Origin of the sequence: Pseudomonas sp. MWU12-2029, assembly GCF_023242425.1 — a bacterium.
GTDB lineage: Bacteria > Pseudomonadota > Gammaproteobacteria > Pseudomonadales > Pseudomonadaceae > Aquipseudomonas > Aquipseudomonas kribbensis.
In genome coordinates, this window is the sequence record NZ_JALJDY010000003.1 from 221,199 (window position 1) to 243,569 (window position 22,371).

General features: G+C 60.6%; 19 protein-coding genes. 7 read left to right on the plus strand and 12 right to left on the minus strand.

Annotated elements, in window-relative coordinates:
• Nucleotides 1–9: 9 nt before the first annotated feature.
• From M5B44_RS08805 to M5B44_RS08850, 10 genes are read right to left on the minus strand one after another with little or no spacing between them, the layout of a single operon-like run.
• Nucleotides 10–1,146 carry a glycosyltransferase gene (locus tag M5B44_RS08805; RefSeq protein WP_085712104.1) on the minus strand — a complete coding sequence of 379 codons (1,137 nt, stop codon included), beginning with the start codon at nt 1,144–1,146 and terminating at the stop codon, nt 10–12.
• Nucleotides 1,139–2,107: a glycosyltransferase gene (locus M5B44_RS08810; RefSeq protein WP_248738868.1), complete on the minus strand. Its 969-nt coding sequence runs from the start codon at nt 2,105–2,107 to the stop codon at nt 1,139–1,141. Before M5B44_RS08810 ends, M5B44_RS08805 begins: the two co-directional genes overlap by 8 nt.
• On the minus strand, nt 2,104–3,474 hold the full coding sequence (locus tag M5B44_RS08815; RefSeq protein WP_119429858.1) for an O-antigen ligase family protein: 1,371 nt from the start codon (nt 3,472–3,474) through the stop codon (nt 2,104–2,106). The genes M5B44_RS08810 and M5B44_RS08815 overlap by 4 nt, the downstream gene beginning before the upstream one ends.
• Nucleotides 3,471–4,577: a glycosyltransferase family 4 protein gene (locus tag M5B44_RS08820; RefSeq protein WP_412546966.1), complete on the minus strand. Its 1,107-nt coding sequence runs from the start codon at nt 4,575–4,577 to the stop codon at nt 3,471–3,473. Before M5B44_RS08820 ends, M5B44_RS08815 begins: the two co-directional genes overlap by 4 nt.
• A complete protein-coding gene (locus M5B44_RS08825) occupies nt 4,562–6,154 on the minus strand; it encodes a GumC family protein (protein WP_248738870.1) in 1,593 nt (530 codons plus the stop codon). Before M5B44_RS08825 ends, M5B44_RS08820 begins: the two co-directional genes overlap by 16 nt.
• A 17-nt stretch (nt 6,155–6,171) precedes the next feature.
• Nucleotides 6,172–7,197 (minus strand): polysaccharide biosynthesis/export family protein, encoded by a 1,026-nt coding sequence (locus M5B44_RS08830; protein WP_248738871.1) that lies wholly within the window; start codon nt 7,195–7,197, stop codon nt 6,172–6,174.
• Between the two features lie 20 nt (nt 7,198–7,217).
• Nucleotides 7,218–7,865, minus strand: a complete 648-nt coding sequence (locus M5B44_RS08835; RefSeq protein WP_248738872.1) for a CpsD/CapB family tyrosine-protein kinase — start codon at nt 7,863–7,865, stop codon at nt 7,218–7,220.
• Nucleotides 7,865–8,611, minus strand: coding sequence for a sugar transferase (locus M5B44_RS08840; protein ID WP_085712111.1), 747 nt, complete (start codon nt 8,609–8,611; stop codon nt 7,865–7,867). Before M5B44_RS08840 ends, M5B44_RS08835 begins: the two co-directional genes overlap by 1 nt.
• 18 nt (nt 8,612–8,629) lie before the next feature.
• Complete coding sequence (locus M5B44_RS08845) at nt 8,630–9,667, minus strand: NAD-dependent epimerase/dehydratase family protein (RefSeq protein WP_085712112.1); 1,038 nt, start codon at nt 9,665–9,667, stop codon at nt 8,630–8,632.
• Nucleotides 9,664–11,016, minus strand: coding sequence for a UDP-glucose dehydrogenase family protein (locus M5B44_RS08850; protein WP_248738873.1), 1,353 nt, complete (start codon nt 11,014–11,016; stop codon nt 9,664–9,666). The genes M5B44_RS08845 and M5B44_RS08850 overlap by 4 nt, the downstream gene beginning before the upstream one ends.
• A gap of 391 nt (nt 11,017–11,407) precedes the next feature.
• On the opposite strand from M5B44_RS08850, the gene M5B44_RS08855 reads away from it, so the two are divergent.
• From M5B44_RS08855 to M5B44_RS08875, 5 genes are all read left to right on the plus strand, one after another.
• Nucleotides 11,408–13,105 carry a sulfatase-like hydrolase/transferase gene (locus M5B44_RS08855; RefSeq protein WP_248738874.1) on the plus strand — a complete coding sequence of 566 codons (1,698 nt, stop codon included), beginning with the start codon at nt 11,408–11,410 and terminating at the stop codon, nt 13,103–13,105.
• A 50-nt stretch (nt 13,106–13,155) separates the two neighbouring features.
• Complete coding sequence (locus M5B44_RS08860) at nt 13,156–13,809, plus strand: ABC transporter ATP-binding protein (RefSeq protein ID WP_248738875.1); 654 nt, start codon at nt 13,156–13,158, stop codon at nt 13,807–13,809.
• Nucleotides 13,806–16,277: an FtsX-like permease family protein gene (locus M5B44_RS08865; protein WP_248738876.1), complete on the plus strand. Its 2,472-nt coding sequence runs from the start codon at nt 13,806–13,808 to the stop codon at nt 16,275–16,277. Before M5B44_RS08860 ends, M5B44_RS08865 begins: the two co-directional genes overlap by 4 nt.
• Nucleotides 16,267–17,334 carry a lipocalin-like domain-containing protein gene (locus M5B44_RS08870; protein ID WP_248738877.1) on the plus strand — a complete coding sequence of 356 codons (1,068 nt, stop codon included), beginning with the start codon at nt 16,267–16,269 and terminating at the stop codon, nt 17,332–17,334. The genes M5B44_RS08865 and M5B44_RS08870 overlap by 11 nt, the downstream gene beginning before the upstream one ends.
• Before the next feature lie 105 nt (nt 17,335–17,439).
• Nucleotides 17,440–18,018 (plus strand): hypothetical protein, encoded by a 579-nt coding sequence (locus M5B44_RS08875; RefSeq protein ID WP_248738878.1) that lies wholly within the window; start codon nt 17,440–17,442, stop codon nt 18,016–18,018.
• Nucleotides 18,019–18,345: 327 nt separating this feature from the next.
• Here M5B44_RS08875 and M5B44_RS08880 read toward each other — a convergent pair whose 3' ends face one another.
• Nucleotides 18,346–19,167, minus strand: a complete 822-nt coding sequence (locus M5B44_RS08880) for a glycosyltransferase family 2 protein (RefSeq protein WP_248738879.1) — start codon at nt 19,165–19,167, stop codon at nt 18,346–18,348.
• A 243-nt stretch (nt 19,168–19,410) separates the two neighbouring features.
• Here M5B44_RS08880 and M5B44_RS08885 point away from each other — a divergent pair, with 243 nt between their 5' ends.
• Nucleotides 19,411–20,229 (plus strand): VanW family protein, encoded by an 819-nt coding sequence (locus M5B44_RS08885; protein WP_248739122.1) that lies wholly within the window; start codon nt 19,411–19,413, stop codon nt 20,227–20,229.
• 55 nt (nt 20,230–20,284) lie between these two features.
• Nucleotides 20,285–21,259: a tetratricopeptide repeat protein gene (locus M5B44_RS08890; protein ID WP_248738880.1), complete on the plus strand. Its 975-nt coding sequence runs from the start codon at nt 20,285–20,287 to the stop codon at nt 21,257–21,259.
• A gap of 45 nt (nt 21,260–21,304) precedes the next feature.
• Here the strand turns inward: M5B44_RS08890 and M5B44_RS08895 are convergent, their stop codons facing one another.
• Nucleotides 21,305–22,330 (minus strand): hypothetical protein, encoded by a 1,026-nt coding sequence (locus tag M5B44_RS08895; protein ID WP_248738881.1) that lies wholly within the window; start codon nt 22,328–22,330, stop codon nt 21,305–21,307.
• Nucleotides 22,331–22,371 lie beyond the last annotated feature (41 nt).

Below are 22,371 nucleotides of genomic sequence, written 5' to 3' on the forward strand. Positions count from 1 at the left end.
TGAGCCCTCTCAACGGTTTTGGTCAGGGTTCCACTGGGCGTAACGCTGGCCGCGCAGGAACTGCCACAGGCCGATGCTCATGCCCGCCAATGTCACCAGCAGGAATGCCGCAAGGCGGAACGGTTTGGGTAAGCGGTGTTGCGAATCCAGCAGCCCGGCAATCGCGATGGCGTAGCCGATCAGTTGCGCGATCAGGCTCAGGCGATAGAAACCGTGGTCGTCCCACAGCCAGAAATTGCTCAGCAGCAGCGGCAGCAACAGGATCGGCGCCAGCCGCCGGATCAATTTGTGGCTGATCAGCGCGATCGAATACAGCCCGTGCTTGAGCGGATTGAGCAGCTCGCTGCGCTGGGCCAGGCTTTGCAAACCACCGACGGTGACCCGCTGGCGGCGGCGGAACTGTTTGTCCGCTTCATCGACGCCGTGGTCGATCACTTGCGCTTCAGGCACGTAGACGATGCGTTTGAATTTCACCGGGGCGCAGGTGCTGATGAAGAAGTCGTCGTTGACTTCCGCCGGTACGTCTTCGAACAATTCACGGCGCAGGGCGAGCAGGGCGCCGTCGGCGGACACCATGCAGCCGGTGCGGTTCTCGACCCGGCGCAGCCAGCCTTCGTAATGCCGATAGAGGCTGTCACCGACACTCAAGCCACCGCCGGTGACCGGGATCACCATGTGCCCGGCACAGGCGCCGACCTGCGGATCGCTCAGGGGCGCGAGCAGGTAGCCGAGGGTTTCCCGCGACCACTGGTTATCGGCATCGGTGAACACCAGAATGTCGCCGGTGGCCAGGGCCACACCGGCATTGAGTGTCGCCGCCTTGCCCTGGCGCGGCAGGTCGAGCACGGTGATCCGTGGGTCGACCACCTTGTGTGCGCAAGCCACGGTGTCGTCGCTGGAACCGTCGCTGGCCAGAATGATTTGCAGGGTGGCCGGCTGATAATCCTGGGACAGCAGCGAACGCAGCTTGTGTTCGATATGCCGCGCCTCGTTGTGCGCGGCGATCACGATACTGATATTCAGCGGTGGCGCCGGGCTGTGGCGCCACGCCGGAAACAACGGTGCCAGCAGCGTCAGCAGCAACGGGTAGCCGACGTAGGCGTACACCGGCAGCAACAGGCACATCCAGAAAATGAACTCAGCCACGGGCAGGCCTCCTGGCGTTCCAATGACACAGACTGAGAATGAACGCCGCGCCGGCCAGGTGCAGGCGCACCCAATGCAGCCCCCACAGTTGCAGGGTCAGGCCGATATCGTGCTGGCGGCGACTCTGACGGATGCTGAGCACCAGCGCCGGGATCGTGGTCATGAACACCATGACCGCGGCGTGATGGGGAAAGCCGTTGAGCAGCGCGGAAATCGCCAGCAGATCCAGCAGCCACGCCGCCAGCGACAACAGCGGAAAGCGCAGAAGGCGCAAACTGAAACCGTGAGTGCGCAGCAGTTGCAGATGACTGCCCTGGCGCCACATTTCCTTGCCCATCCATTCGCGCCAGTTCATTTCGTAGCCCCAGTGCAGGGCCACGGATTCGTTGACCGACAGCAGCCGCGCGCCCTGTTCGCTCTGGCGCAGGGTGAATTCCTTGTCTTCGCCGGTGCGCAGGGATTCGTTGAACCCGCCGACCTTGTCGAACCAGCGCCGATGCATCAGCAGGTTGGAGCTGGGCAACCAGTCCACGGCGTGGGCGGTGTGGCTGGTCGGGCGCAGGGTGCGGCGTTGCCAGGCCACGGCGTACCACGGTGCAGAGGCGGGGGTGTGCAGATCCAGTCCGAACACATCGGCGTGGCCCTCGGCCTCGAGGGCGAACAGCCCGGTGAGCCAGTCTTCGGGCATCTCGATGTCGGCGTCGATGAACGCCAGCCAGTCACCGGTGGCGACGGCGGTGCCGCGATTGCGCAGGGCGCCGATCAACACACCCGGCACCACCAGCACTTTTGCGCCGAACTGGCGGGCGATCTGCGGGCCGTCATCGCTGGAGCCGTTATCGACCACGATCAGTTCGCACTCGACATTGGCCGCATGGGCTGCTTTCTGCGCCGCCAGCAGCGTGCGGCCGATGTGGCGGCCCTCGTTGTACATCGGGATGACGACACTGATCCGGCTCATGCCCTGGTCTCCACCAACGGTGCTTGCTCGGCCTTCAGGCGCAGGACGCTGGTGAGCGCGAGCATGATCCACACGTACTTCTGGTTCGGTGCACTGAGGAACATCAGAAACAGGGTCAGCGACAGGAAACCCACCCCCAGGTGGGTCATCATGTCGGCCTGCTCCCAGTCGCGGCGCTGCATCCAGGCGCGGCGTGCGCGGATCAGGTTGTACAGGCCCAGCCCGAGCATGCCGACGAACAGCAGCCCGGCAGGAATCCCCAGTTCGCTGAAGATTTCCAGGTAGGTGTTGTGCGCCCGGCGGTACAGGTCACCGATCTTGCGGTTGGCGGAAAACGCCTTGGCGTAACCGGTGGTGGCGTAATGCAGGGGAAAGGTGCCGGGGCCGGAGCCGAGCAACGGGTTCTCGCGGATCATCTGGCTGCCGACCACGATGTACGAAGCGCGGCGGCCCAGGGATTCGTCATCGTGGCCACGGGCGCCGGCACTGAGCACGCTCAGCGACTGGATGCGCGCCAGATAGCCGGCGGGCATCGCATAGATCGCCAGCGGAATCACGATCGCCAGGCCGAGCATGGCGAAGCCCAGGTGCCGTGGACGGATGCGTGTCAGTTGTGCGCGGTAGTGCCAGCAACCGATCACCAGACTCAACGCCAGCACCACCAGCCCGGAGCGCGATTCGGTCTTGGTCATGCCGCCGAGCAGCAGCAGGCAGCAACCGCCCCAGAACAGACGGTGCAACAGGTTCGGGCTGCGAATGATCAGCAGCAGGCCCAGCGGCACGGCGAAGGCGATCAGCATGGCGAAGGCGTTCGGGTCTTCGAGCAGGCCGGCGGCGCGGCCCTGATCCTGGAATTTGGTCGAGAACATCGCCATCGCACAGGTGGCGCTGACGGCCAGCGTCACCAGGCGGGCGAACAGGTCGAGGTTCAATTCGCGACCGATCAGCAAGGTGATGACGAACAGGATCAGACCGACGCTGAGTTCACGCAGATGACCCAGGGACATGCCCATGTCATCGGTGTTGAGCAGGCTCAGAAAGTACAGAACCATGAACCAGATCAGGTAACGCCAGATATTGCTGCGCAGGCGTTCCGCCGGGATCTGGTGCATCGCCAGTTGCAGCATCAGGATCACGGCCAGCGACGCGCCGATCAGCTTGCTGCCCGACAGCGAGCTGTCCTTGAAGAAACCCTCGAACGGCACCAGCGCGGCAATGCCGAGCAGGCCCCAGGTCGGCTTGCGGTAGAGCACGGCGAACCCCACCAGACCGAGCACCGCGCCCGGCGCAAGATAGGGCCAAGGGCTGGCCAGCAAGGCGATGCAGACCAGACCCAGCAAGCTGACGATCGAGAGCGGGAAAATCATGCGCGTGCCTCCCGTGCCGTGCGGATGTACAGCTGCGACCAGCGTTCGGCCAGGGCCTTGAGGTCGTAGCGGTCCTGTTGCGTGCGTTTTGCGTTGTCCCGCAGCCGGCGCGCCAGCCCGCTGTCGCTCAGCAGGGTGTCGAGCTGCCGGCTCAGGGCGGTACTGTCGGTCGGCGCGGCGAGCAGGCCGTTGTGCCGGTGTTCCAGCACATCGGGAATCCCGCCGACCGCAAAGGCCACCACCGGCACGCCGGTCTGCATGGCCTCGAGCAAAATCATCGGCGTGCCTTCGGTGCGCGAACTGATCACCAGCGCGTCGAGTCGCTGCCACCAGTGGCGCATGTCGTTCTGATAACCCGGCAGGCGAATGCGCTGCTGCAACCCGGCGGCGTCGATCCGTGCCTGCAACGCCTCGCGTTCCGGGCCGTCACCGAGCATCACCGCGTCGAGCTGCGGGTGCTGATGACACAGCGGGATCAGGGCGTCGAGGAACAGGTCCGGGCCTTTCTCGCTGCTCAGCCGGCCGACATATCCGGCGAGCCAGCGCGGATTTTCAGCTTGCAGCGTTTGCTGGGCGACCGCTGCCGGCAGGCCGTTGGGGATCACTTGCAGCTTCTCCGCCCGCACGCTGGCCTGGCGGTGCAGCACCGCGATGCTTTCGGCCACGCACACCACCCGGTCCACCGAGGCCGTGCGGCACAGTTGCAGGCTGAGCCAGGTGTAGAACTTCTGCTTGCGGCTGCGCGGGGTGAAGCCGTGTTGCGTGATCACCAGCGGCAGACGCAACAGCGAAGCGCCCACCCAGCCGAACAACAGGCCCTTGAAATTATGGGTGTTGATCAACGGACGCTCCGCCCGGCGCTGGCGCAGATGCCCGAGCAATGCGCCGAGCCCGGCGCACCCTTGCGCATCGACGCCGGCCTCGCGAAAGCGCTCGATCAGTTCCGCTGGCGCATCGAGAAACAGCACCTGATGCTGTCCCGGTGTCGCCAGGCAATGATCCAGCAACATCCGCTCGGCCCCATAGAAGCCGCCGCTGCTGAGCAAATGAATGATCGGCAGCGCGGCGTTCGGGGAGGATGGCGTGTTCAATTGCGCACCCAGTGCACGAAGCTTGGCACGGTCCAGTTCTTGTGTGGATTGCCGGGCTGGGTGCTCTGATCGTTGATCACCAGCAGCACCGGTACGCCCAGCTCGTGGCTGATTTGCGCCGGGTGTTTGAAGCGGTGATCGAAGAACTCACGCACGTAGACCAGGGCAATCGCCAGCAGCAGACCGGTGAACAGGCCGAACGGAATGATCAGCAGCGGTTTGGGGAACGCCGCTTCGGTCGGCTCGAACGGTGGGCTCAGGACCCGGGCGTTCGACAGGTCGTCGTTCAGCGCGCGGGTGGTGCTGCTTTCGGCAAAGCGCTGGGCGTAGGTCGAGAACGCGGCGTGCAGGGCATCGATTTCGGTGTCCATCTGCCGCAGTTTGCTTTGGGTCTGCTGCAGGTCATGGATGCGCGCCTTGAACTCGGCGATGCGCGCCGTCTTCTGATCGATCACCTGTTGCACCACGGCCAGATCGTTGGTGCGTTCCTGAATGCGGTTGCTCACCACTTTGAGGAACTGCTGGCGGGTGCGGGCGATCTGTTCGCGGGTCAGCAGCATCGGCTCGCTGCCGGGCTGGAACACTGCAAGATCGTTCATGTAGCGGCTGACCTGGGTGGTCAGTTGCTCGCCCAGCTGTTTGATCTCCCGGTCTTCGAAAGCCACATTGTCGACGGTGGTGGTGAAGGTGTAGGGGAAGGTGTAGTCATTGAGCTTGTTGTTACTGGCGGCGGCCAGGCTGGTTTTCAGGTATTCCAGCCAGCGCTGGCTTTGCAGCAGGCGATCCTGATACAGGTTCAGCGCCTGTTCTTCGGTGTTGATCGCGTTCAGGCGGAAGGTGATTTCTTCCTTCGGATCCGCTGCGCCGACGCGTTCGAGCAAGGCCTGGCGATTGGCTTCCAGACCATCGAGGCGCACTTGATACAGGTGCTTCTTGGTCTCGTAGAAGGACTGCGGCAGGTCGATCGATTGCAGCGCCTGACGGCTGACCAGATAGTTCTGCAGCAGGGCGGCAACGAAGGTCGTGCCTTGATGCGGATCCGGGAAGCTGTAGACGATCGAGATCACGTTGGAACCGGGCAGGGTCTCGATCTTCAGGCTGTCGATGGCCTGTTGCGTCAGCCCGTCGAGCACGGTGTCACGCACCGGATCGGTCTCCAGCCCCAGCACGTTGCGCAGCGGGTTGATCAGGTATTGGCGCAGCGGCGAGGTGATGTAGCGCCGGAACGGATCGCCGATCAGTTTGGCGAACATTCCGGGGGGCGGGGTGTATTCACCCTTGTCCCGCAGTTCGCTGATGGTCTGACGGATCAACGCCGGCGAACGCAGGATGTTGCTCTCGGTTTCCATGTCCGCCAGTGACGGCGGGATGAACGTGGCGTTGTCCACGGTCAGCGACGTGGTGGCGTCGCCCTGGGAGAGTTTTTTCGACTGCACGATCACCTGGGCGGTGATATCGAAGCTCTGTTTGAGCACCATCGGCAGCACCAGCGCGATCACTGCAAAGATCAGGAAGACACGCTTCACCAGCCGTTTGTTGGCGAAGAAGATCCTGAAGAACTCATGCAGGTAGTTTTCCTTTGGATTCATGTCAGGTCACCCGAGAGTCAGTTGTTGTTGCTGCCCTTGTTGTCGACGCGGTAGCCGAAGCTGAACCCCACGCCCTGGAACAGCACCACGTCGGCCAGTTGCCGTGCCAGATCACCGGCACTCGCCAGTTTGGTCTTCGGCACGTAGAGCATGTCGTCCGGTTGCAGGTAGGCAATTTGCGAGGCGTCGCCGGCCAGCGCTTTCTCGACGTCGTAGCGCACGGCCTGCACCTGGTTGCCGTTGCGCCGCATGATCATCACCGAGTCCAGACGCGCCTTGACGTTGGTACCTCGGGCCAGCGTCAGTGCTTCGAGCACGGACACCGGCCGGCGGATCGGATAGGAACCTGGCTGACCGACTTCACCCAGCACATAGATCTCGTTGCCGGCGGTGGACTTGAGCAGCACGTCCACGGTCATCCTTCCCGGCAGTTGCGCATAGCGTTTGTTGAGGAAGGTTTCCAGTTGATTGACGGTCATGCCTTGCAGCGGCACCGCGCCGATTTCCGGGAAGCTCGCGTAGCCGTCGTTACCCACCGTGATCTCGCGGCTCATGCCGGTGGCCGGGTGGTTGAGGGCGCTTTTCAGGTTCTGCTCGTTGGTCAGCGGACTGATGATCTGCACGGTCAGCTGATTGCGATTGGGCTGGAACAACTGTTTGCGCTGATAGGCACGCTGGATTTCATCCCGGGCCTCATCGCTGGTCAGCCCGGCGATTTTCACCGAGGTGTTGGCGCCCGGCAGATTGATGGTGCCGTCCGGCAGCACCAGTTGGTTGCCGTTGAGCTGGCTGGCAGCGGTGAAGTTCAGGCCGATCTGGTCACCCGACTGCACGCGGTAAGCGTCCGAGCCGCTGGTGCTGATGTGGAAGATCACGTCCAGCACATCCTGCGGGCGCAGGGTCTGCTCGACCTTCGGCATGTCGGTGGCCTGGGCATTGGCCGGGGTGGCGGTGAGGATATTCACCGGCATGGTCTGGGTTTCGGAGTTGCTGGAGCAACCTGCAAGCGGCAGCATCAGCAGAACCAGTATCTTGGCGTTCATTGCGTCATCCCTCGCGTTGCTTACAGGTTTTTGTACAGCCATTTGGGCATGTAGTACTTGCGCCGGTTGAACACGCTGCCGACCACTTTCGCCCCGGCCTGGGTCAGCCGTTGCACCGCGGCCTGGGCGACTTCCCAGCGGGTGTCCTCGGCCCGGACCACGAACACCACGCCGTCGACCTGGGTGCTGATGACTAGTGTGTCGGCGGCCGAATACACCGCGTCGCCGTCGATCACCACAAAGCGGTACTGGCTGCCCAGTTGATCGAGCAACGGACTCAGGCGCTCGGCGGTCAGGTGTTCCATGGTGCGGATCGGCCGGCCGTTGGGCAGTACGTGGAAGGGCAGGCTGGAAACCTGCACCACGCAGTCTTGCAACAGCGGCGGGTTGTCCGGGGTGAACAGCAGGTCGCGCAGACCGCGCTCCTTGCCCAGGTTCAGTTGCTGGGTAAGGTTGTTCGCCGACTGGCTGGCATCGACGTACAGCACCAGACCGCTGCTCATCTGCGCCAGTTGACTGGCCATGGCCAGGGCGCTGGTGGTGGTGCCGGCGCCGGGGTTGGCGGCGGTCAGGAACAGGATCCGCAGATCCAGGTCCAGCACGGTCGACGTCAGGTTCGACTCGCTGGGGCTGGCAATGCTCAGGCTTTTGTTGGTTGAACCGTCCATTAGCTTGCTCCGTGGCCGCTGAATACTTTGAAAGGGGTTTTCAACAGGATCTTCAAATCAAGCAACAGGCTCTGCTCGGCGATGTAGCTGAGGTCCAACTCAACGCGCTGGTCGAAGTCGATATTGCTGCGCCCGGAGATCTGCCACAGGCCGGTCATGCCGGGGTAGATCGCCAGACGGGCGAGGTGCTTGTCCTTGTAGCGGTAGGCGTTGAACGAGGTCGGGCGAGGGCCGACCAGGCGCATGTCGCCGGTCACCACATTGATCAGGTTGGGCAGTTCGTCGAGGCTGGTGCGCCGCAGGAAACCGCCGATCCGGGTGATGCGCGGGTCCTGGTCGATCTTGAAGTCGATGGCGTCGGCACCGTGTTTGTTGAGGTGGCGCAGCGACTCTTTCAGTTCTTCGGCGTTGGCGACCATGGTGCGAAATTTGTACATGCCGAACTTGCGGCCGCGATAGCCGGTGCGTTTCTGCACGAACATCACCGGGCCTTTGCTGGTGAACTTGATGGCGAGTGCCAGACCGATCAGCAGCGGCGAAATCATCACCAGAATCACCAGCGCGCCGAAGCAGGCCAGCACCCGGTTGGTGCGCGACAGCTGCCATGGCCGGCCACCCTCGCGCCCGGTCACCCAGCCTTGCCCCTGGCGGTGGATGGCCGCGTCGAGGCGCATTCGATGTTCCGGATCCATGCGTTTGTCACGAACCAGATGTTGGATCGGTACACCTTTCTCATGTCCAGTCATGGAGTCCTCCGCTGGTGTTCAGCCGCGAACGGCGCGTGGGCGACAGGCAGTCGGGTAGTAATCGCGATACCAGGCGATGAAACGCCCGAGGCCTTCATCCAGCTCTATCCGGGGCTGGAACCCGGTGGCCTGGGCCAGATCGTCGGTGTCGGCACAGGTGTTGAGCACGTCGCCCGGTTGCAGGGGCAGCAGCTCGACAATGGCTTTCTGACCGAGGTGTTTTTCCATCAGGGCCAGGTAGGTTTTCAGCTCCACGGGATGGTGGCCGCCGATGTTGAACAGGCACCAAGGCGCCATGCTGCTGCCCGCGTCGGGGTGCTCGCGGTCCCATTCCGGATGGGTATGCGGCGGATGGACCGTGAGGCGGGCGATGCTCTCGACGATGTCGTCGATGTAGGTGAAATCGCGCTGGTGCAGGCCGTAGTTGAACAGCTTCAGCGGCAGGCCTTCGGTGATCGCCCGGGCGAACTGGATCGGCGACATGTCCGGCCGGCCCCAAGGCCCGTACACCGTGAAAAAGCGCAGCCCGGTGCAGGGAATGCCGAACAGGTAGCTGTAGCTGTGGGCCATCAGCTCATTGGCTTTTTTGGTCGCGGCGTACAGCGACAACGGGTGATTGACGTCGTCATGCACCGTGTATGGTGTGTGCTGATTGGCGCCGTATACCGAGCTCGACGAAGCATAGATCAGGTGCTCGACCGGGTGGTGCCGGCAGCTTTCCAGAATGTTCAGGAAACCACTCAAATTGCTGTTCAGATAGGCCTGTGGATTTTCCAGCGAATAACGCACCCCGGCCTGCGCCGCCAGGTGGATCACCACTTGCGGGCACTCGCGGACAAACAGCGCATCGACCGCAGCAGCATCGGCCAGATCGACTCTGGCGATCTGGAAGTCGCCGACCTGGCCGCGCACCCAGCGCACACGGTCATGCTTGAGCTGCGGGTCGTAATAGGCGTTGAAATTGTCCAGGCCGATGACCTGATGCCCGTCGCGCATCAGCCGCAACACGCAATGAGCGCCAATGAACCCGGCCGCACCGGTGACGAGGATTTTCATGACCGCAACCCGTCAGGCGCGATATGCCGCAGACCGATGCCGCTGTAGTGCAGGCCGGCGGCCGCCACTTGTTCCGGGTTGTAGAGGTTGCGCCCGTCGATGATCACTTTCGAGCGAAGCTTGTCGGCCAGCAGTTCGAAATCCACCACGCGGAAGTTCTTCCATTCGGTGCAGATCACCAGTGCGTCGGCGTCTTCCAGGGTGTCGTCGCGGGTGGCGCACAGGTGCAGGTCATCGCGGTAGCCGTAAATGCGCCGGCATTCCGACATGGCCTCGGGATCGTAGGCCTGCACGCTGGCGCCTTCGGCCCACAGCGCATCCATCAGATAGCGGCTGGGGGCTTCGCGCATGTCATCGGTGTTGGGTTTGAACGCCAGGCCCCAGACTGCGATAGATTTGCCGGCCAGGCCTTGGGGGAACTGCGCTTTCAGTTTGCTGAACAGGATGTGCCGCTGCGTATCGTTGACGTCGGTGACACTGCGCAGCAATTTCAGCGGCATGCCGTTGTGTTCGGCGGTGTGCAGCAGGGCGCGCAGATCCTTGGGAAAGCACGAGCCACCGAAACCGCAGCCGGGGTAGATGAAGTGATAGCCGATGCGCGGGTCAGAGCCGATGCCCTTGCGCACGGCTTCGATGTCGGCGCCCAGCAGTTCGGTGAGGTTGGCCAGTTCGTTCATGAAGCTGATGCGGGTGGCGAGCATCGCGTTGGCCGCGTACTTGGTCAGCTCGGCGCTGCGGTTGTCCATGAACATCAGTTTTTCGTGGTTGCGGCAGAACGGCGCGTAGAGTTCGCTCAACTGTTCCCGGGCCTCGGGGTCCTGGGTGCCGACGATGATCCGGTCCGGGCGCATGCAGTCGGCGAGGGCGCTGCCCTCCTTGAGGAATTCCGGGTTGGACACGATCCGCACGTTCAGGCCGCTTTTGCCGCGCCGGCGCAATTCGTTGTTGGCGGTGTCGAGTACCTGATCCGCCGTGCCGACCGGCACCGTGGACTTGATGATCAGGGTGCGATCAGCCTCCATGAAGCTTGCGATCTGCCGTGCCACGTTGAGCACGTGGCTGAGGTCGGCGGAACCGTCTTCGTCAGCCGGGGTGCCCACGGCGATGAAGATCAGTTCGGCGTGTTCAACGGCATCGCTGGCCTGGGTGGTGAAGAGCAAACGCCCGGCCTTGATGTTTTCTTCCAAAGTTGCCGACAGACCCGGTTCACTGATAGGCGGAACTGCCTGTTGCAGTTGTTTAATCTTGTTCGGATCTATATCGACACACAGTACTCGATGTCCGACATCGGCAAGTGCCGCAGCTTGTATCAGGCCAACATAGCCCGTACCAAATACGCTCACGTCCATATTGGCGTGCCTCGTAAGACGGTGGAGGAAGATCGAATTGGAACTGTCAAAAGGGGTATAGCGCAGGGTGGGAAAAGCGTGTCAGCAAAATGACATGTTGCATGTGTATAACACCCCCGTTTTTGGGGGCTAATAGCCATCAAGTACTTGCTGCATCTGGATTTGTCCCGTCCTTGACATGTTTTTCACAATTCAAAGAAAACGATAAACGGTCGTAGGCCACAAAATTCAAGGGCTGTAGAGACTTGGGTGTGTCAGTAATGAGTCAATGTTTTTTTGACGCTTTTGGCAAAAGTCCGACAATTCTTGCGCTTTGATAGCGCGGTGCTAGTGTCAGAAATTGACCGACAATTCATTGACCGTGCCCCGTCGGCAGCGCCCCGGAACCGCCATGTTTCGATATTTGAAAGAACTGCTTTTAGTTATTTATCTATTGCTTTATTCCGATTATTACCTTGAACGTTTAAACGCCATGGGTATCGGTCCGGCAGTACTGCTTTTTGGCGCGATGTTTTTGGCGCTGACTTTCGCATTACTACTAACGGCGTATATAAGGCAGACTTTCATTCGGCACTTGTTCGCATTGGCGATGTTTATTTCGGCGGTGTTCTTTGATGTCTATACCCGGGTCACTGCCGATTACCTGACGTACAGCAGTTTTGTCTCTCTGGTTTATTCGGGCGGCTTCATCCAGGAAGCGGCGTATCAGTACCGGGATGCGATCGTCCACGGGGTGCTCAACGGTCTTTTGCTGTTGATCGGCATCGGCCTGCGGCCGCGTCATTCGATTCCGGTTCCCAATGCGCTGAGAGTCGCGGCGCCGGTGCTGGGGGTGTTGCTGCTCAGCGCCGTGCTGTTCGTGCGGGCCGGGGAAGGGGCGCGGGGCCTGCCGATCATGTACACGCCGCTGGCCTACCTCAACCTGTTCGGCTACGAGGCGCTGCACAACACTGTCGGCCCCCGTGAGCCGGTGACCCTGGCGCGCAACGGCCCGGCGGTGAGTCACGACATCGTGCTGATCATCGACGAAAGCATTTCCGGCAATTATCTGGACATCAACGCGCCGTTCGGTGTGCACAGTAACCTCAAGCAGGCGCATCCGGGTGTCGACATTTTCAATTACGGCTATGCGGCGTCCATCGCCAATTGCAGCGCCGACACCAACGTCACCTTGCGCTACGGCGGCACCCGCGCCGATTACATGCGCATCAACAGTACGCTGCCGTCGATCTGGCAATACGCGAAAAAGGCCGGCCTGCGCACCGTGTACATCGACGCCCAGCGCACCGGCGGCAACCTGCAGAACCTGATGACCGACACCGAGAAAAAGGACATCGACGAGTTCGTGCAGTTCGACCAGACCAGCGTCCGCGACCGCGACATGGCCGCCGCTGCCAAGCTGATCGAGCTGCTCAACGACGACAAGCCCGAGCTGGTGGTGATCAACAAGGTCGGCGCGCATTTCCCGGTGCACGACAAATATCCGGACGCCTTCATGGCCTACCGCCCGACCTTGCCACGGGGCCAGTTCACCGAAATCGCCGACACCGGCAAGCGCGACGGCTTCAACGGCCAGCCGGATGACTGGGTGCTATACCGCAACGCCTACAAGAACACCGTGCTGTGGAATGTCGGCGAGTTCTTCTCGCGGGTGTTTGCCCAGGCCAATCTGAACAACGCGCTGCTGATCTACACCTCGGACCACGGCCAGGACCTGCACGAGCGCGGCAACCCGGGGCTCAACACCCACTGCGGCGGCGACCCGGTGGAAGAGGAGGGACTGGTGCCGCTGGTGGTGATTCAGGGCGATCAGTTGCACACACTCGACTGGTCGGCACAACTGGCGGCGAACAAGGATCGCTCCAGTCACTACAACATCTTCCCGACCCTGCTGCAGTTGATGGGCTACGACCTGGGGGGGATCGAATCGGTCTACGGCAAACCACTGAGCGTGCCGACGACGGACGACTTCACCTTCAACTACCGCTTCAATGCACGGTTGGGTGCCAAGCCCGAGTGGAAGCACATCGACCTGAACAGCATCGTCACGCCGGGTGAGGCGCCGACGAGTGTTGCAGCAGGGCAGTAACCCGTCGCGATCCGCTATCCTTGCCCCACACGCAACGATCGGATGGCGGCATGCTGCAGGTTCAAAACGTCTTCAAAAGCTACCTCACCCCCCAAGGCCCGTTGCCCGTGTTGCAAGGCATCGACCTGACGCTCGAACCCGGCAGCAGTCTGGCGCTGATGGGCGAGTCGGGCAGCGGCAAAAGCACGTTGCTGCACCTGATCGCCGGCCTGGATAAAGTCGACAGCGGCTGCATCCACAGCGGCGAACATCGACTCGACGCAATGAGCGAAGCGCAACTGGCCAACTGGCGACGCACGGAAATCGGTCTGGTGTTCCAGCAGTACAACCTGATCGGCAGCCTGCGCATCGAAGACAACCTGGCGTTTCAGGCGCGACTCGCCGGGCGCCATGATCCGCGCTGGCAGAATCATCTGGTACAGCGTCTTGGCCTGAGCGAACTGCTCAAGCGTTATCCCGAACAACTTTCCGGCGGCCAGCAGCAGCGGGTCGCGCTCGGTCGGGCGTTGGCCTCGCGGCCCAAGTTGTTACTGGCCGACGAACCCACCGGCAGCCTCGACGAAGCGACCAGCGACGAGGTGCTGCGGCTGTTGCTGGAGTTGCTCGACGACACGCCGACCACGTTGCTGATGGTCACCCACAGTCAACGCGTGGCCGCGCGACTGGCGGAGCGCGTGGTGTTGTCCAACGGTCGACTGACGTGAGGGTTTATCGGCAAACGCTGATCGCCTTGCTCAGTCACTGGCGGCGACACCCGGTGCAGTTCTTCAGCGTGCTCACCGGGTTGTGGCTGGCCACCAGCCTGTTGACTGGCGTCGAAGCGCTCAACAGTCAGGCACGGGACAGTTACGCCCGCGCCAGCCAGATGATTGGCGGCGAACCCCAGGCCAGCCTGAGCACGCCGAACGGTGCGACGTTTTCCCAGCAATGGTTTGTCGATCTGCGCCGTCAGGGCTGGCCGGTTTCACCGGTGCTGCAGGGCCGTTTGATCCTTAAGGGGCACGAATCTCAGCGCTTGCAATTGATGGGCATCGAGCCGGTGTCGCTGCCGGCCGACAGCGCGGTGGCGGGGCAGGCGATGCCGATCGAGCGCATCGTCGAATTTTTCACCCCGCCGGGCAGCACCTGGATTTCCCCCGCCACCTTGCAAGCGCTGAATCTGTCCGAAGGCGCCACGCCACAAACCGAAACCGGTCAGACGTTGCCTCCGCTGTTGGCGCAAAAGGACATGGCGCCCGGCGTGCTGCTGGTGGACATCGGTGTCGCTCAACGCGTGCTCGAACAACCCGATCAACTGTCGCGGCTGCTGTTGCCCAAGGATTTTCACGCCGACGTGCCGGCGGCGTTCAAAGGCCAGTTGCAGCTCAAAAGCAGCGGCGAAGAAAACAATCTGGCGCGGCTGACCGAAAGCTTTCACCTCAACCTCGATGCGCTTGGGTTTCTCTCGTTTGTCGTCGGTCTGTTCATCGTGCATGCCGCCATCGGTCTCGCACTGGAACAGCGTCGCGGGTTGCTGCGCACGTTGCGCGCCTGCGGTGTCAGTGCGCGAATGCTGATCGCTTGCCTGATCGTCGAACTCGGAGCGCTGGCGTTGATCGGCGGACTGTTCGGTGTTGTCAGCGGCTACTGGCTGGCCAGTGTGCTGCTGCCGGATGTCGCCGCAAGCTTGCGCGGGTTGTACGGCGCGGAAGTGGCAGGGCAGTTGCGCCTGAGTCCCTGGTGGTGGTTCAGCGGTATTGGTTTGAGCCTGCTCGGCGCGTTACTGGCCGGGGCCAACAGTCTGCTGCGGGCGGCGCGTCTGCCATTGCTGGCGGTGGCCGATCCGCAAGCCTGGCACGAACAGCATGCGCGCTGGTTGCGCCGGCAGGGCTGGGTGGCCGGAGTGTTTGCGGCGATTGCGTTGATTGCGCTGGTGTTGGGCGACAGTCTTGCCAGCGGATTTGTGTTGATGGCCGGGTTGTTGCTCGGCGCCGCGCTGGCGCTGCCGGTGGTGCTCAGTGCGCTGTTGAACGGTTTGCTCGGGCGCAGTCGTTCGGTGCTGAGGCAGTGGTTTCTCGCCGATTGCCGACAGCAATTGCCGGCACTGAGTCTGGCGTTGATGGCGCTGCTGCTGGCGATGGCGGCCAACATCGGCGCTGGCAGCATGACTGCCGGTTTCCGCCAGACCTTCAACGACTGGCTCGAACAACGGCTCACTGCCGAGCTCTATCTGAACCCGAGCAATCCGGCCCAGGCCCGCGAACTCTACAGCTGGCTGAAACAGCAACCCAGCGTCACGGCGATCCTGCCCAACTGGCAGGTTTCGGTGACGTTGCAAGGCTGGCCGACGGAGGTGTTCGGCATCATTGATCATCCGCACTACCGCCAGCACTGGCCGCTGCTCGAAGCCCGGGGCGACGATCCTTGGGCGGCGCTGGCTACGGACGATGCGGTGATGCTCAGCGAACAACTCGCCCGTCGGCTCAAGGTGCGGCCGGGCGATCACCTGACGATTCCCACGCCGGGCCTGTCATGGTCGCCGCGCATCGTCGGGATCTACGCCGACTACGGCAATCCGAAGGGGCATGTGCTGGTCAACAGCAATCATCTGCTGCGCAGTTGGCCGCAGTTGACGCCGAACCGTTTCAACCTGCGGATCGAACCGGCAAAGATTCCGGCATTGCTCAGCGCCTTGCAGGCACGCTTTCAGCTCGACGACAGCCGCATCGTCGATCAGGCGCGGCTCAAGGGCTGGTCGGTGCAGGTTTTTGAGCGGACCTTCGCCGCGACGGCAGCGCTCAACAGCCTGACGCTGGCGGTTGCCGGTGTGGCGCTGTTTATCAGTCTGCTGACCCAGAGCCAGAGCCGTCTCGGCCAATTGGCACCGTTGTGGGCCTTGGGTGTGACGCGACGGCAATTGATGCTGCTCAACCTCGGCCAGACCTGGCTGCTGGCGGTACTGACGCTGGTGCTGGCATTGCCGTTGGGCATCGGGCTGGCGTGGTGTCTGGATGCGGTGATTAACGTGCAGGCCTTTGGCTGGCGCCTGCCGTTGCGGGTGTTTCCGTTGCAGTTGCTGCAACTGACCGGACTGGCGCTGCTGGCAACGCTACTGGCCTCGGCGTGGCCGCTGTATTCGCTGTACCGCACGCAACCGGCGGACTTGCTGAGGACGTTTGCCCATGAGGATTAACTTCGCCGTGGTGTGCCTGGCGCTGTTGCTCGGTGGCTGCGACAACCCGGCGCCGGAACAGAAAGGTTTCGCCGGGATGGGCGCTCAGGCGCAGGCCTTTACGCCGGTGGTGCCGGGGCGGGTGTTCAGCTTTCCGGCGGATCATGGCGCTCATGACGGTTTTCGTATCGAGTGGTGGTATGTCACGGCCAACCTCAAGGATGCCCAAGGTAACGATTTCGGCGTGCAGTGGACGTTGTTTCGCAGCGCATTGAACGCCTCGCCGGAGCAACCGGGCTGGGCCAATCAAACGATCTGGCTCGGTCATGCGGCGGTGACCTCGGCCAGCGTTCATCACGCCGCCGAGCGGTATGCCCGTGGCGGCGTCAGGCAGGCCGGGGTGAGTGCAGTGCCGTTCGAGGCGTGGATCGATGACTGGCGCTTCGTCAGTCAGGCGAGTGATCCGCTGGGCGACATGCAGCTCAGCGCAAAGGACAAAAACTTCAGCTACCAACTGCGCCTGACTTCCAGCCGTCCGCTGGTGCTGCAAGGTGATCACGGTTTCAGCCAGAAATCCGAGCAGGGTCAGGCGTCGTATTACTACAGCCAGCCGTTTTTCCAGGCCAGCGGCACCCTGCAAATCGACGGCAAGACCTACATCGTCAACGGCCCGGCCTGGCTCGACCGCGAATGGAGCAGCCAACCCCTGACCGCCAACCAGACCGGTTGGGACTGGTTTTCCCTGCACTTGGACGATGGCGCGCACGTCATGCTCTACCGCATGCGCCAGAAGGAGGGCGCGCCGTACACAACCGGTGCCTGGATTGGCGCCGATGGCCAGACTGAAACGCTGCATGCCGAGCAGATCAAACTGACGCCGCAGGACACCGCGAAGGTCGCGGGCCGTTCGATGCCGGTGCGCTGGTCGATCGGGATTCCGGAAAAGAATCTGCAGATCACCCTCGATGCAATCAATCCAAGCGCCTGGATGGGGTTGCGCATTCCTTACTGGGAAGGCCCGGTGCGGTTGAGCGGCAGTCAGGGCGGGCGCGGGTATCTGGAGATGACCGGCTACTGATTCACCCTGTGCCAAGAGCGACGGCGGATCAGCGTCTATGCTCCTTGGCACGCACGGTGCCGAATGCGCCGTGTGCTGCCATCCATCACAGGGAACGTACCGCATATGAAGCTTCAATCACTGTCGCACGCCATTGCCCTCGCCACTGTCCTGTCCGCCTCCACGGCGTTCGCGGCCGATATTCCTTTGTCGGCGACTGTCGAGAAGGATCAGGTCACCACCAAAGTCCTGGCGGTTGATCCGGCCAATCATCAGGTTGTCCTTGAAGGCGAAGAAGGTCGCCAGGTGCATGTCCAGCTCAGCGACAAGGCGAAAAACCTCGCCAACCTGAAGGTTGGCGACAAGGTCGACATTCAAGTCACCCGTTCCGTGGCGGCTTTCCTGGACACCGACGTGGATAAAGGTCTGCCTGGCTCCACCGAGCGTACCGGCGAGCTGCGCAACGTCGTGGGCAGCAGCAACCCGGGCGGCGAGGCATTCCGCCAGATTCAGGTACAACTGAAAATCACCAGAATTGATTTGAAGAAAAACCAGGTCACCCTGGAAAACCCTTCGGGCCAGTCGAAAACCCTCAATGTCGAAAAGCCTGAAATCCAAGCCAAACTCAAAGATCTGAAAATCGGGCAGAGTGTCGTGGTCACTTACACCGATGTATTAAAAGTGACCAGTGAACATGAAAGCTGAGTATTAACTCTACAGCGTGACTGTTCTTGTACAAGTAGTTGTATGAGAACAGTCATATAAAATGATCGGATCCGATAATTCTGAAAGTTTCTCGGGAAATATCGGTGATCAATATCCGTTAACGTTTTAGTACATAAATTTCATCCTCAATTAGCACGACATATCCGCCAACTTCCATTAAAATCCTTCCCGTTCGCCCAGTGTCAGGGCTCTTTACCGGTGCATGGATTGCCAGGCCATTACACTGGGCGGACACCTCCTCCGGAGAGAGGACTAAAGAATTCGGATAAAAAAAGGGCGACTGTGAAGTCGCCCTTTTTATTGTTCTCAGGATTTGGCATGCCGCATGCCTTGCTGCATCTGAATACGCTTGAGTGTTTGCTGGTACATGGTGGTGCGGCGGTGGTTCTTGGCATAGCCACCGGCGGCGGCCACGGTGCCGGCCTGGATGTGATCCAGGTAGCGGAAAATCGTCCGCGGCGAAAGAAATCTGATGCCGTAACCAAGGCTGCTTAATCGATCCTGCAGCGTGTATCCCGGGACCCGGTCATCCATCGAGAAATACAGGCCATGAGCCTTGATCAACCGTGCATTCCACAAGGTGCAGAAGCTTTTCAGGTGGGTTTCCCGGTAGGGTTTTGGCTCCCGGGAGCGCAGGCCCAACTGCAGTTTGGCCCGCCGGAAGTAGTGTTTGAAGTAACGCGAAGACAAGCGCCAAGTGTCTCTTAAAACACCCCGGTCCAGCTGTTCGACACAACCGACGGCTGCTGTATCCAAAGATTGCATGCACTCTTTCATCATCATTGAAAAGACAGTGTTGTCGAATACGAAAGTATCGGTGTGCAGTAAAAACAGGTAATCGGTTTCAACCTTTTCAAGTGCCAGATCGAGTGCCTTGCCGTGGGCAATATGCCCGGCTTCTTTGCAAGGGGAAGGGCGCTCGATCAAGTTGATCCAGCCCAGAGAGCGCAAGTAAGCCAGGCTTTCGTCGGCAGAATCGTTGTCCACCACCCACACCGGAATCTGCTGTTCCTTGACGTATTCCTGGAGAAACTCCAGGCACATCCGGGTTATTTCCGGGGTTTTGTAATTGACCAATACAAGACTGAACGCGGGCTGTTGTGCCGAGGGGAAATCAAACTCTCTCATGATCCGGGCTCACATCGAATGGAATGGCTTTGTGTGCGGCAATCAACGCTCGCACCCGCTGCTTCGTGGCCCGGATGGTAGGGACGCAACCTTAGTTGAAGCTTAATTTCGAAACGCTCGGCGTCGGCCGACTTGTAACGGCGTGCGACGCCTGCGCGAGCAGCGCACACGGCGATATTCCACGGTAAGATGCGCCGCCCTTTTCAGATCAAGGAAGACAACGGCCCGCGCCGTTCGCCACGGATGAAACCACTTTCCCTCTACCACCCGTCCCTCTACTGGCTGCGCGTGTGGCAAAAAAGACTGTTCCGCCACATCGCCTGGCACTGCTCGAGCAAACGCTACGCACGACCTGCCGCGACGCCTGAGCGCTTGCCGTATCGCTACCTCAAACACACCTCAAAACTGATCCGCAAACTCGGCGACTCCGACCTTGCGCTGCAACACAACAAAGTCATCAACCTCAAACTCGCCGTCGCCGCCATCGACGGCGTCACCATCGCCCCCGGCGAGTATTTCTCCTTCTGCCGCCTCGTCGGCCGCCCGACACGCAAACGCGGCTACGTCGAAGGCATGGAACTGTCCTTCGGCCAGGCCCGCACCGGCATCGGCGGCGGCATCTGCCAACTCAGCAACCTCATCCACTGGATGGCCATTCACTCACCCCTGGTCGTCATCGAACGCGCCAACCACAGCTTCGACCCCTTCCCGGACGACGGCCGCGTCCTGCCATTCGGCTCCGGCGCGGCGATCTTCTACAACTACATCGACCTGGTACTGCACAACCCGACGGATCGGAGCTTTCAGCTGAAGTTGAAGGTCGGGGAGACGCAACTGGAGGGGGAGTTGTTGTGTGATCGGGAGCGGGAGTTTCGGTATCACGTGTTTGAGTTGGGGCATAAGTTTGTGCGGGAGGGGGGAAGGGTGTTTCGGGAGAATGAGATTTGGCGGGAGGTGCGGGAGAAGGGGCAGGTGGGGGCTTTGGTGGAGAGGGGGAGGTTGTATGGGAATCGGGTGGTGGTTAAGTATGAGGTGGGGGAAGGCGCTTTTGAGGTGACGTAAATCTATTGGCTGGTTGTTGTTTTTTTCAATTTTATCGATTCACAAGGACGTTTCAATGAACCGCTGTTTCAAGACTTTCATCCCGGTCGGTGTGGTACTTTTTACTCTGTTCAGCACAGGCAACACATGGGCACAGGAACCGCGAGCGCTGTACGACGCGATGAAGGGTGGGGTCTGTTCGCCTAACTCGGAGCGCTTGCACGAAGACGCGGTAAAGGGTGATCTGCAAGCACAACTGGAATTTGGCAAAGCCATTCAGCAGAACCTTTGCGGGGTGGTAGAGCAATTCTCGCCCGGCATGCCTGAAGAGTGGTTTCGCAAACCTGCAGAACAGGGAAATGCCGAGGCACAAGCCGAACTCGCCTACGAACTGAGTTCGGACTGGAGTGTAGAAGGTGAAGACGCCGGGGTTTACTGGAGTCTGAAAGCTGCGGAGCAGGGCAATGCGAAAGCGCAATTCCATCTGGCGCAGATTTATCATCGTGGTGGCCGCTCGATAAAAAATCTCAAGGATATGGACAAGGCTATGGCCTACTACAACCAGTCCGCCGAGGGCGGTTATCCCGATGCCTACATGCTATTGGCGATGATCTACCAAGAAGGGGATGGGGTTCCACAGGATGACGTAGCGGCAGCCAAATGGTTCCGTAAGTTTGCCGAGACGGGGAATGCTTCTGGGCAGTTTGATTTTGCAGAAGTCCTGGCTGAAGGACGTGGTGTCGAAAAGGATGAAGCCAGTGCCTTCGATTGGTTTGGCAAGTCGGCGGCTCAGGGGAATGAATACGCCCAGTATGAAATGGCTCGGATGTTCGAACAGGGCCGTGGAGCGAAGCGCAATGAACGCGAGGCTGCCAGTCTCTATCGCAAGGCGGCCGATGCCGGATATGGCAAAGCCCAATTGGCGTTGGGAAACATGTACGCACAAGGCAGAGGTGGTTTGACCAAGAGCAAAGCCAAGGCGAAATTCTGGATGCTCAAGGCAGTTGAACGCTCGGCTCCAGGGGCAGAGGAGGCGTTAAACAGCCTTTGAAGTGGTAAGCGACAAGGGGCGACAGGGGGCGCCCCTTGTTAGTCATCAGACTTCCTGTTTCCAGGCTGAGAGTGTTATTACGGTGCCTTCTTTTTCCTTGTTGCGTATTTCCACTTTGTAGGTCCCGCCACCGATATAACCTTCGACCAGTGCTTTTTTGTCATTGCCGCTGATCTCGGCGTTTTTGGCCTGCAGCTTGTAGAAGTCCAGTACGCTTGCGTAGTCGGTATAGGTACGCAGGATCACCTCGAACTCGTGTTTAGGCCGGCCAGCCATCTCATCCCAGTCACCCTCCATGGGCGTGCCTTCCATGCCGGGTGTCGTGAATTCGCCATGTGCTCCGGCTCCGATCAAGTGAGCCCGTTGAGGAAGCATCGAGAGCATGGGTTTGGGGAAGTCGGCGGGAAGTTGCGAGGTGGTCCACGCCCCTTTTTCCGGATCTGTAGAAACATATTCGACAGTCGCAATTTTCTGCGCACTGGCCCGTGTTTCCGGGTCATCACTTTCGGCGCGGATGGCCAGCATGGGCGGTAACTGTTTGCTCCAGGTTACAAGAGAAGCGGCATCATCTTTTTTCGAGCCTTTGGGTTGGAAAATAGTCAACACCGTGTCCGGCAGATCATTGCAGGTCAACGCTTCTTCTCGGGATTTTACTGTGCAGTGTCCGTTTACCAGTCCGACCGCAACCAGCTGACCCTTTTCATCCAGCAGCAATGCAGCCCGCTCGAGACCGTTGTTCCCGTCGTTCATCGCCGTGATCATGGTTTTTCCGGCAGGAACTCCTTCGTCAAAAGATGAAAGTTCTGAATCCAGCGATTCGAGAACCTGTTGCACGATCATTGTGTTGTCGTTTGTATAGCTGCCCGTTGAATAACCGAGGAAATCAACTAATGCGGAACGGATCGCCGGATCATCGTTGAGTTTCGGGAGGCTTGGCGAAGAGGGATCATTTGTCAGTAGTAAAGCAACTGTACCGTCGGAACGGTTCTCTGAGTGTAGAGACAGGGCAGTTGCGTTAACTGAAAAAAACAGTGCGAGAAATAGGGTTAGGGGGCGTGTTAGATTTGTCAAAAGACAGTCCTTTGTGGTGGTTAAACCCGGGTTGATGTTTA

What these genes read in the sequence shown, in the direction of transcription:
- M5B44_RS08860 (WP_248738875.1), top strand. Translation starts at nt 13,156, where the DNA reads ATGCTGCAGGTTCAAAACGTCTTCAAAAGCTACCTCACCCCCCAAGGC.
- M5B44_RS08830 (WP_248738871.1), bottom strand. Translation starts at nt 7,197, where the DNA reads ATGAACGCCAAGATACTGGTTCTGCTGATGCTGCCGCTTGCAGGTTGC.
- M5B44_RS08870 (WP_248738877.1), top strand. Translation starts at nt 16,267, where the DNA reads ATGAGGATTAACTTCGCCGTGGTGTGCCTGGCGCTGTTGCTCGGTGGC.
- M5B44_RS08845 (WP_085712112.1), bottom strand. Translation starts at nt 9,667, where the DNA reads ATGAAAATCCTCGTCACCGGTGCGGCCGGGTTCATTGGCGCTCATTGC.
- M5B44_RS08815 (WP_119429858.1), bottom strand. Translation starts at nt 3,474, where the DNA reads ATGATTTTCCCGCTCTCGATCGTCAGCTTGCTGGGTCTGGTCTGCATC.
- M5B44_RS08875 (WP_248738878.1), top strand. Translation starts at nt 17,440, where the DNA reads ATGAAGCTTCAATCACTGTCGCACGCCATTGCCCTCGCCACTGTCCTG.
- M5B44_RS08810 (WP_248738868.1), bottom strand. Translation starts at nt 2,107, where the DNA reads ATGAGCCGGATCAGTGTCGTCATCCCGATGTACAACGAGGGCCGCCAC.
- M5B44_RS08855 (WP_248738874.1), top strand. Translation starts at nt 11,408, where the DNA reads ATGTTTCGATATTTGAAAGAACTGCTTTTAGTTATTTATCTATTGCTT.
- M5B44_RS08840 (WP_085712111.1), bottom strand. Translation starts at nt 8,611, where the DNA reads ATGACTGGACATGAGAAAGGTGTACCGATCCAACATCTGGTTCGTGAC.
- M5B44_RS08880 (WP_248738879.1), bottom strand. Translation starts at nt 19,167, where the DNA reads ATGAGAGAGTTTGATTTCCCCTCGGCACAACAGCCCGCGTTCAGTCTT.
- M5B44_RS08890 (WP_248738880.1), top strand. Translation starts at nt 20,285, where the DNA reads ATGAACCGCTGTTTCAAGACTTTCATCCCGGTCGGTGTGGTACTTTTT.
- M5B44_RS08885 (WP_248739122.1), top strand. Translation starts at nt 19,411, where the DNA reads ATGAAACCACTTTCCCTCTACCACCCGTCCCTCTACTGGCTGCGCGTG.
- M5B44_RS08850 (WP_248738873.1), bottom strand. Translation starts at nt 11,016, where the DNA reads ATGGACGTGAGCGTATTTGGTACGGGCTATGTTGGCCTGATACAAGCT.
- M5B44_RS08825 (WP_248738870.1), bottom strand. Translation starts at nt 6,154, where the DNA reads ATGAATCCAAAGGAAAACTACCTGCATGAGTTCTTCAGGATCTTCTTC.
- M5B44_RS08835 (WP_248738872.1), bottom strand. Translation starts at nt 7,865, where the DNA reads ATGGACGGTTCAACCAACAAAAGCCTGAGCATTGCCAGCCCCAGCGAG.